8 protein-coding genes are annotated in these 7615 nt (G+C 70.7%); 1 reads left to right on the top strand and 7 read right to left on the bottom strand.

Annotated elements, in window-relative coordinates; all coding sequences use genetic code 11:
- Window positions 1–99: 99 nt before the first annotated feature.
- Both FV234_RS18790 and FV234_RS18785 read right to left on the bottom strand, forming a co-directional pair.
- The gene (locus tag FV234_RS18790) at window positions 100–1059 is read right to left on the bottom strand and encodes a PilZ domain-containing protein (RefSeq protein WP_147830959.1); all 960 of its coding nucleotides are present in this window, start codon (window positions 1057–1059) and stop codon (window positions 100–102) included.
- Between the two features lie 293 nt (window positions 1060–1352).
- A complete protein-coding gene (locus FV234_RS18785; RefSeq protein WP_147830958.1) occupies window positions 1353–2123 on the bottom strand; it encodes a glucose 1-dehydrogenase in 771 nt (256 codons plus the stop codon).
- A 137-nt stretch (window positions 2124–2260) separates the two neighbouring features.
- On the opposite strand from FV234_RS18785, the gene FV234_RS18780 reads away from it, so the two are divergent.
- Window positions 2261–2890 carry a TetR family transcriptional regulator gene (locus FV234_RS18780; RefSeq protein WP_147830957.1) on the top strand — a complete coding sequence of 210 codons (630 nt, stop codon included), beginning with the start codon at window positions 2261–2263 and terminating at the stop codon, window positions 2888–2890.
- A gap of 10 nt (window positions 2891–2900) precedes the next feature.
- Here FV234_RS18780 and FV234_RS18775 read toward each other — a convergent pair whose 3' ends face one another.
- The 5 genes from FV234_RS18775 to FV234_RS18755 all read right to left on the bottom strand — a co-directional run bounded on the left by FV234_RS18775 (window position 2901) and on the right by FV234_RS18755 (window position 7577).
- Window positions 2901–3245: a DUF1330 domain-containing protein gene (locus FV234_RS18775; RefSeq protein ID WP_147752542.1), complete on the bottom strand. Its 345-nt coding sequence runs from the start codon at window positions 3243–3245 to the stop codon at window positions 2901–2903.
- Window positions 3246–3250: 5 nt separating this feature from the next.
- Complete coding sequence (gene pyrF / locus FV234_RS18770; RefSeq protein ID WP_147752541.1) at window positions 3251–3970, bottom strand: orotidine-5'-phosphate decarboxylase; 720 nt, start codon at window positions 3968–3970, stop codon at window positions 3251–3253.
- 12 nt (window positions 3971–3982) lie between these two features.
- Window positions 3983–4669 carry a uracil-DNA glycosylase family protein gene (locus FV234_RS18765; RefSeq protein WP_147830956.1) on the bottom strand — a complete coding sequence of 229 codons (687 nt, stop codon included), beginning with the start codon at window positions 4667–4669 and terminating at the stop codon, window positions 3983–3985.
- A 166-nt stretch (window positions 4670–4835) separates the two neighbouring features.
- On the bottom strand, window positions 4836–7052 hold the full coding sequence (locus FV234_RS18760; protein ID WP_147830955.1) for a xanthine dehydrogenase family protein molybdopterin-binding subunit: 2217 nt from the start codon (window positions 7050–7052) through the stop codon (window positions 4836–4838).
- Window positions 7053–7121: 69 nt separating this feature from the next.
- Window positions 7122–7577: a (2Fe-2S)-binding protein gene (locus FV234_RS18755; protein WP_147830954.1), complete on the bottom strand. Its 456-nt coding sequence runs from the start codon at window positions 7575–7577 to the stop codon at window positions 7122–7124.
- Window positions 7578–7615: the final 38 nt, after the last annotated feature.

Here is a 7615-nt window from a genome sequence, read left to right as displayed (position 1 = left end):
TCGGATAACGAAGCTCGCTTCGATCGTAGCGGGTCCGGTTCTCAGTCGTCCACATCGGCAGCCTCCACACAGGCAGCCTTGAATCACAAACCCCTCACCTCACTCAATATGTCGCCGGACAGACACTAAGAGCCTGGCGATCGGCTCGACCGAGCGGGTCAGGAATTGCGCCGGGTTCGAGCCGACCACCGGGTGGTCGTCCGCATCGAACAGCGCGGCCTCCGAGATCCGGCCCGACGAGAGCTCGCCTTCGAGGATCGCCGCCGCCTGCTCTGCCGGGCTTTGAACCTTCGTGATCGGCGGCGCGTGCTCGGCATGGATCGATGCGAGCTTGGCGAGGAGCCTGTCGCGGAACGCGGCATCGCTCGCCGCGAAGGCGCAATGCACCCCCATCGCGCTCGTCGCGACCACCTGGGCGGGAACCGCGCCGACGGTCTCGATGTCGAGGGCCACCCCGCTGCCGACGGCGAGCGTACCGCCCTCGGGCGCGCGGAGCAGGACGCCGCCCTCGCTCCGGTCGATCGAGCGCGTGCCGCGACCGTCGGGCAGGCGGACTTGTAGGTCGGCGGGGTAGCGATCGAACCGGCGGCGGTTACCGAGTTCGCTCTGGTGGATCACCGTGACGAAGCGCTGGCCCAGGCGCGCGGCCTGTTCGGCCGCGGCAGCCGTCGCCGATTGCATGCGCTCCGCCTGCCGGTCGAGGTCGAAGGCGGCGGCGCTGGCCGACCCGGCTTCGGCGTCGAGGTGGGCGACGAGGTCCGAGGTGCGCGTCGCCTCGTCGACGATGCTCGTGACCGTGCGCGCCGGGATGTCGACGATGCCGGCGATCTCGTTGCCGGCCTGGGCCAGGGTCGCGATCAGCGCCCTCGCCTCGCTGCCGCGATCGCCCGCGTGGTCGAGATGGCCACCGGCTTGCGACATCGCCGCCGCCGTCCGGTCGGCGAGGCTCGACAGGCTGCCGGTCTGCCCCGCCAGGCTCGCCGTCGCGGCGGCCGCGCTCCGCGAGGCCTGCGCCAGCTCGTCCATCCGTGCGCGGATGGCCGAGAAGCCATCCTTCATCTCGGCGACATCGGTCTGGGCCGCGCCGATCGAACGGCTGACGCCTTCGATGGCCGAGCGGACATCCTCCTCGATGGCGTTCAGGACATCCCCATCGAACCGTGCGACCGCTGGCGCGATCGGTGCAGCGGCATCTGCAACAGCCGTCGCAGGCTTCGCGGTTCGCTCCTGAGTTCCGGGCCTGAATTGGAACTGAATACACGAAGGTGTGATTGAATTCGTCTACGCATCCTTTAACGCCGCCGATCCCCTGCGACAAAAATGCTCTGCGCTAGGGCATCCGTCGAGCGCGTTCAGGCGCCGCCCCACTGCATCGTCAGCCCGCCGTCGACCACGAGCGTGTGCCCGGTCACGTAGTCGGCGTCGTCGCCGCTGAGGTAGAGGATCGCCTTGGCGATGTCGTCGGGCTGGCCCGCGCGGTGCCACGGGATGCGCTCGAGCGACTTTTCCAGCACATTCGGGTCCTCGAAGCGGTCGGCGGTCATCGGCGTCTCGATCAGGCCTGGAGCGACGTTGTTGACGTTGATCCGGTCGTCGGCGAGCTCGCGCGACAGGCTTCGGCACAGCGAGCCGACGCCCGCCTTCGACATGCCGTAGGGAGCGCTTTCCGGCGTCGGCAGGTGCTGAGCCACCGAAGACACCATGACGATCTTGCCACGCCCGCCTTGCGCCCGGCGCACCTTGATGAAGGCGCGCGCGCAGAACAGCGGACCTATCAGGTTGACGCGCAGGATCTGCTCCAGCCGCTCGTCCTCCATGTCCGCGACCGCCATGCCGCTCATCGCCTGGCCGGCGTTGGCCACCAGGATGTCGAGGGGGCCGAGGTCGCTGGCGACGCGGTCGAAGGTGGCGGCGACCGAGGCCGGGTCGCCGACGTCGTTCTGGATCACGAGCGCCCGGCGCCCGGTCTCCTCCACGAGGCGGGCGGTCTCGGCGATGCCGTCCGCGTCGGTGTTGTAGGTGATCGCCACGTCCGCGCCGTGCTGCGCGAACAGGAGCGCCGTAGCCCGGCCGATCCCGGAATCGGCGCCGGTGATCAGGGCCTTCTTGCCTTCGAGCTTCATCGATGTCGGCTTTGCTGCGTGAGGTGCGGCCTCGGGGGGCCGGGTCAGCGGGCCAATTCGAGCGCGGCGGCACGGTTCCGCGCGGGTCCGACGGCCGACATTTTGACGCTTCGCCGGATTGCGGCATACGCTCGGGGATGACCATCGCCGTCCCCGTCGAACCCATCCTGAGCGAAGAGAGCGCGCCCACGACCCGCTGCCGCATCCTGGCGACGGCCGAGCGTTCGTTCCGCGAGATCGGCTACCAGAAGACCACCGTCGCCGACATCGCCAAGACGCTGAAGATGAGCCCGGCCAACGTCTACCGGTTCTTCGACTCGAAGAAGGCGATCAACGAGGCGGTGGTGGAGCGCCTGATCGGCGAAGTCGAGGCGCTGATCTCGGCGATCGCCGACGCGCCGGGCTCGCTCGCCGCCGACCGTCTCACGGCGGTGATCGAAGCCTTGCACCGCGACACCCACGAGCGCTGCAGCGCCTTCCCGCGGATGCACGAGATGATCGAGGCGGCGATGAGCGAGAGCTGGGACGTCTGCCGCCACCACGTCGACCGGATCGGCGCGGTTTTCGAGCGGATCGTCGTCGACGGCGTCGCCCGCGGCGAGTTCGAGACGGACGACCCCGCCGGCGCGGCGCGCTGCCTGCACACGGCGATCGCGCGCTACAGCCATCCGCTGCTGGTCAGCCAGTACCCGGATGCGCCGGTGCCGCAGCTCGACGTGATGACCGCGTTCCTGCTGCGCAGCCTGCGGCCGGTCGGCGCGCGCTGAGGCGGCCCGCCTATTCCGAAGCGGGGTTGTCGGGCTCGGACGCGATGCCGACGCTCGGCTGCTCGCCGTCGTAGCCTTCGATGATCAGGATGTCGGCGTCGGCGCCGTCCTTCTGCTTGGCGCGGGCGGCCTGATACAGGTCCGACTTCCAGCAGGCGACGGCGTCGTCGTAGCTCGCGAACTCGATCACGACGTTGCGTGCGCGCGTCGTGCCGACCACGGCCTCGAAGCGGCCGCCGCGCACCAGGAAGCGGCCGCCGAAGGCGGCGAAGGCCGCGCCGTTCGAGGCGGCGTAGTCCTTGTAGGCCTCCGCGTCGCGGACATCGACCCGGACGATCCAGTAGCCGCGCGTCATCGTCGTCACTCCTGTGCTGCCATCTCGGCGAGGATCGCCTGCGTCACGGCGCGCGGGTCGGCGGCCGCGGTGATCGGGCGCCCGACGACGACGTGGTCGATGCCCGCCGCGCGCGCCTGCCCCGGGGTCATAACCCGCTTCTGGTCGCCGCTGTCGCTGCCCGCCGGCCGGATGCCCGGCGTCACGATCAGGCTCGCCGGGCCGACCACGTTGCGCACGGCCTGCGCCTCGAAGGCGCTGCAGACGATGCCGTCGATCCCGGCTTCCGCCGCCTGGAAGGCACGGTGCGCCACGAGTTCGGAGATCGGCAGGGCGTAGCCGGATTCGCGTGCGTCGCCCTCGTCGTAGGAAGTCAGCACCGTCACCGCGAGGATCTTCAGGCTCGACGTGCCGCGCCCGCGCACGGCCGCGCGCATGGTCTGCGGATAGGCGTGCACCGTCAAAAAGGTGGCGCCGAGTCCGGAGAGCGCGCGCACCCCCTCCTCGACCGTGTTGCCGATGTCGTGCAGCTTCAGGTCGAGGAAGACCTTGAGCCCGCGCGCGGCGAGTTCCGGCACCAGCGCCAGCCCGCCCGCATAGGCCAGCCGGTAGCCGATCTTGTAGAAGGTCGCGGCGTCACCGATCCGATCGACCATGGCCCGTGCCGCGGCCGGCTCGTCGAGGTCGAGGGCGACGATGAGGCGGTCGCGCGGATCGGTCGGGCTCTGAGAGGTTGAATCACGCATCGTGGTTCCCGATCACGCCGCCGGGTTCGGTGTCAATCGCGCAGCCGAGGGGGCAGGCATGACACCGGGCTTCAGGACCGCAGGTGCCATGACGCGCGCGACCTCCGCCTTCAGCACCGGCAGCAGCTCGGCCTCGAACCAAGGCTCGCGCTTGAGCCAGCCGTTGTTGCGCCAGGACGGATGCGGCAGCGGCAGGACCCGCGGCGCCCGCGGCTCGGCCAGGATCTCGCGCCAGCGCCGCACCGTGCCGGTGAGCCCGTCCGGCATCTTTCCGAGGTGCCAGGCCTGCGCGTACTGGCCGATCACGAGGATCAGCTCCAGGTCCGGCAAGCCGGCGAAGAGCTCGCCGCGCCAGCGCTCGGCGCATTCCCGCCGCGGCGGCTTGTCGCCGCCCTTGGCATCGAGTCCCGGGAAGCACGAGCCCATCGGCACGATCGCGATCCGGCCGGCATCGTAGAACGCGGCCTCGTCCAGGCCGAGCCAGGATCGCAGCCGCACGCCGGACGGGTCCATGAACGGGATGCCGGTGCGGTGCGCCCGCGTCCCCGGCGCCTGGCTCGCGATGCACAGGAGCGCCGTAGCGCTGCCCTGGACGATCGGCAGCGGCTCCTGCGGCAGCGGCGCGCCGTAGAGCGGCGTGTCCCGGCAGATCCGGCAGGCGCGCAGGTTCGCGGCGGTGGTGTCGAAGGCGGTGACCATGCTCGATGTGAGATGGGCACGACGCCGCGTTTCGGCGAGCCTGCATCGACGCGACCAAAAGAAACGGCGCGGGACTGAAGGCCCGCGCCGCGTTTTGAGGTGGGTTCGAAGCTCTGGGAGGCCGGGTGACGGTAAGCTTCGTGTGCCGTCCGCGACGTGTCCTGCCTCACACGCCCTTCAGGCCTGCGAGGTCGAGGGGCAGCGAGCGCAGGCGCTGGCCCGTGGCGGCGAAGATCGCGTTGGAGATCGAGGGTGCCAGCACCGGGACGCCGGGCTCGCCGATGCCGGTCGGCGCCGCCGAGGACGGCACGATGTGGACCTCGACCACCGGCATCTCGCTCATCCGGGTCGGCTCGTAGGTGTCGAAGTTCTTCTCCTGCACCACGCCGTCCTTGAGGGTGATGCGGTTGCGCAGCACCGAGGAGAGGGCGAAGCCCACCGCGCCCTCGACCTGCGCACGGATCACGTCCGGGTTGACCGCGACGCCGACATCCACCGCCGCGACGATGCGGTTGACCTTCACCTTGGCGTCCTCAGCGGTGATGTCGGCGACCATCGCCACGTAGGAGCCGAAGGATTCGTGCGCGGCGATGCCGAGGCCCCGGCCCTTGCCGTTGGTCTTGGCTCCCGAATCCCAGTTCGCCTTCTCGGCGGCGAGCTTGAGCACGCCCGAGAGGCGCGGCGCGCCGATCAGCAGCGAAAGCCGGTAGGCGAGCGGGTCGACGTCGGCGGCATGCGCCAACTCGTCGATGAACACCTCCATCGCCTGCGCGGTGTGGCTGTGGCCGACCGAGCGCCACCACAGGACCGGCACGCCCTCGCGGGTGTTGTGGACCTCGAAGCGGTAGGCCGGCAGCGCGTAGGGCGTGTCGGACGCGCCCTCGACGGTGGTGGAATCGATCCCGTTCTTGACGATCATCGCCTCGAAGGGCGAGCCGATCATGATCGACTTGCCGACCATGACGTGCTGCCAGCCGACGATCCCGCCCTTGGCGTCGAGGCCGGCGCGGACCTTGTGGTAGACGGTCGGGCGGTAGTAGCCGCCGGCCATGTCGTCCTCGCGGGTCCAGACCAGGTGCACCGGCGCCTTGGCCCCCGTCGCCTTCAGGATGGTCGCGGCCTCGGCGACGTAGTCGGCCGAGGGCGTGGCGCGCCGTCCGAACGAGCCGCCGGCCCATTGCGTGTGCAGGCGGACCTTGTCGGTGGTGGTGCCCATCACCGCGGCGACGGCGGCCTGCTCGATCGTCTGGAACTGCAGGCCGGCGTAGACGTCGTAGCCGCCGTCCGGCGCGCGCTCGATCGTGGCGTTCAGCGGCTCCATCGCGGCGTGCGCCAGGTAGGGGAAGGTGAACTCCGCCTCCAGCACCTTGGCCGCGCCCTTGATGCCGGCTTCCGGGTCGCCGCGCTCGGAGGCGACGAGGCCGGGCCGCTTGGCCTGTTCGCGGTAGCCGGCCAGGATCGCGTCGGAGGAGTGCGCCTCCGCCGCGCCGTCGTCCCATACGACTTTCAGCGCCTCGCGGCCCTTCATCGCCGACCAGGTGTCCTTGGCGACGACCGCGACACCGGACGGGATCGCGACGACGTCGACCACCCCCGCGACCTTGCGGGTCGCCGCGTCGTCGAAGCTCTTCACCGTACCGCCAAAGCGCGGCGGGCGGGCGACGACGGCGGTGACCTGGCCGGGGCGGCGGATGTCGAGGGCGTAGACCGCGCTGCCGTCCGTCTTGGCGACGGAATCGAGGCGCGGCACGCGAGCGCCGATCAGCGTCCACTGGCTCGGGTCCTTCAGGTGCGGCTCCTGCGGCACCGGAAGCGTCGCCGCCGACGCGGCGAGTTCGCCGAACCGCGCCTGACGGTTCGAGCCCGCATGGCGGACGACGCCGTTCGCGACCGTGATCTCGCCCGCCGGCACCTTCCACTGGTAGGCGGCGGCGGCCACCAGCATCTCGCGGGCGGCGGCGCCCGCCTTGCGCAGCTGGAACCAGGAGTTGGCGACCGCGGTCGATCCGCCGGTCCCCTGGATCGGGCCCATCAACATGTTGTTGTAGCGGGCGGCGTCGGCGGGGGCGAACTCGGTGCGCACCCGCGACCAATCCGCGTCGAGCTCGTCGGCGAGGATGGTGGCGAGGCCGGTCGTGTTGCCCTGCCCCATGTCGAGGTGCTTGATGATCACCGTCACGGTGTCGTCGGACCCGATCCGCACGAAGGCGTTCGGGTCCGCCTTCACCCCCGAAAGGTCGGGGCCGGCGGCGGCGCGCGCCGTGTTCTTCAGGTCGAGGCGGAAGCCGACGACGATGGCGCCGGTCGCGGCGGCGCCCCCGGCGAGGAAGCTGCGGCGGGTCGCGCGCGGAAAGCGCGGGTCCGTCTGACGGATCTTCAGCATGGCGTGGCTCCGGTCAGTGCGGGAACGGGCGTAGGGTCTGGGGGCGACGGGCGACGCGGACGCGAGCGATCACGCCAGCGTCTTGGCGGCCTCGTGGATCGCCGCGCGGATACGCTGGTAGGTGCCGCAGCGGCAGACGTTGCCGTCCATGGCTCCGTCGATGTCGGCCTCGGACGGCTTCGGGTTCTCCGTGAGCAGGCCGATCGCGGACATGATCTGCCCGGACTGGCAGTAGCCGCACTGGACCACGTCGAGCTTGCGCCACGCGCCCTGCACCGCCTCGGCGACGCGGCCGGACACGCCCTCGATCGTGGTGACCTTGGCTTCGCCGACGTCGCCGACCCGGGTTTGGCAGGAGCGGACCGGCTGCCCGTCGAGGTGGACCGTGCACGCGCCGCACTGGGCGATGCCGCAGCCGTACTTGGTGCCGGTCTTGTCGAGGTGGTCGCGCAGCGCCCAGAGCAACGGCATCTCGGGGTCGGCGTCGATCGCGTGCCGGACGCCGTTGACGGTGAGGTTCAGCATCCGAGATCTCCCGCGCGTAAGTCTCTCTCGTCGATCGC

The organism is Methylobacterium sp. WL8 (assembly GCF_008040045.1).
In the GTDB taxonomy this organism is placed as follows: Bacteria; Pseudomonadota; Alphaproteobacteria; order Rhizobiales; family Beijerinckiaceae; genus Methylobacterium; species Methylobacterium cerastii.
This window is presented reverse-complemented; position numbering and strand designations above follow the sequence as displayed.

Bases quoted from the DNA above. Each gene is read 5' to 3' on its own strand.
- FV234_RS18790 (WP_147830959.1), bottom strand. From the start codon at position 1,059: ATGAAGGATGGCTTCTCGGCCATCCGCGCACGGATGGACGAGCTGGCG.
- FV234_RS18785 (WP_147830958.1), bottom strand. From the start codon at position 2,123: ATGAAGCTCGAAGGCAAGAAGGCCCTGATCACCGGCGCCGATTCCGGG.
- FV234_RS18780 (WP_147830957.1), top strand. From the start codon at position 2,261: ATGACCATCGCCGTCCCCGTCGAACCCATCCTGAGCGAAGAGAGCGCG.
- FV234_RS18775 (WP_147752542.1), bottom strand. From the start codon at position 3,245: ATGACGCGCGGCTACTGGATCGTCCGGGTCGATGTCCGCGACGCGGAG.
- pyrF (WP_147752541.1), bottom strand. From the start codon at position 3,970: ATGCGTGATTCAACCTCTCAGAGCCCGACCGATCCGCGCGACCGCCTC.
- FV234_RS18765 (WP_147830956.1), bottom strand. From the start codon at position 4,669: ATGGTCACCGCCTTCGACACCACCGCCGCGAACCTGCGCGCCTGCCGG.
- FV234_RS18760 (WP_147830955.1), bottom strand. From the start codon at position 7,052: ATGCTGAAGATCCGTCAGACGGACCCGCGCTTTCCGCGCGCGACCCGC.
- FV234_RS18755 (WP_147830954.1), bottom strand. From the start codon at position 7,577: ATGCTGAACCTCACCGTCAACGGCGTCCGGCACGCGATCGACGCCGAC.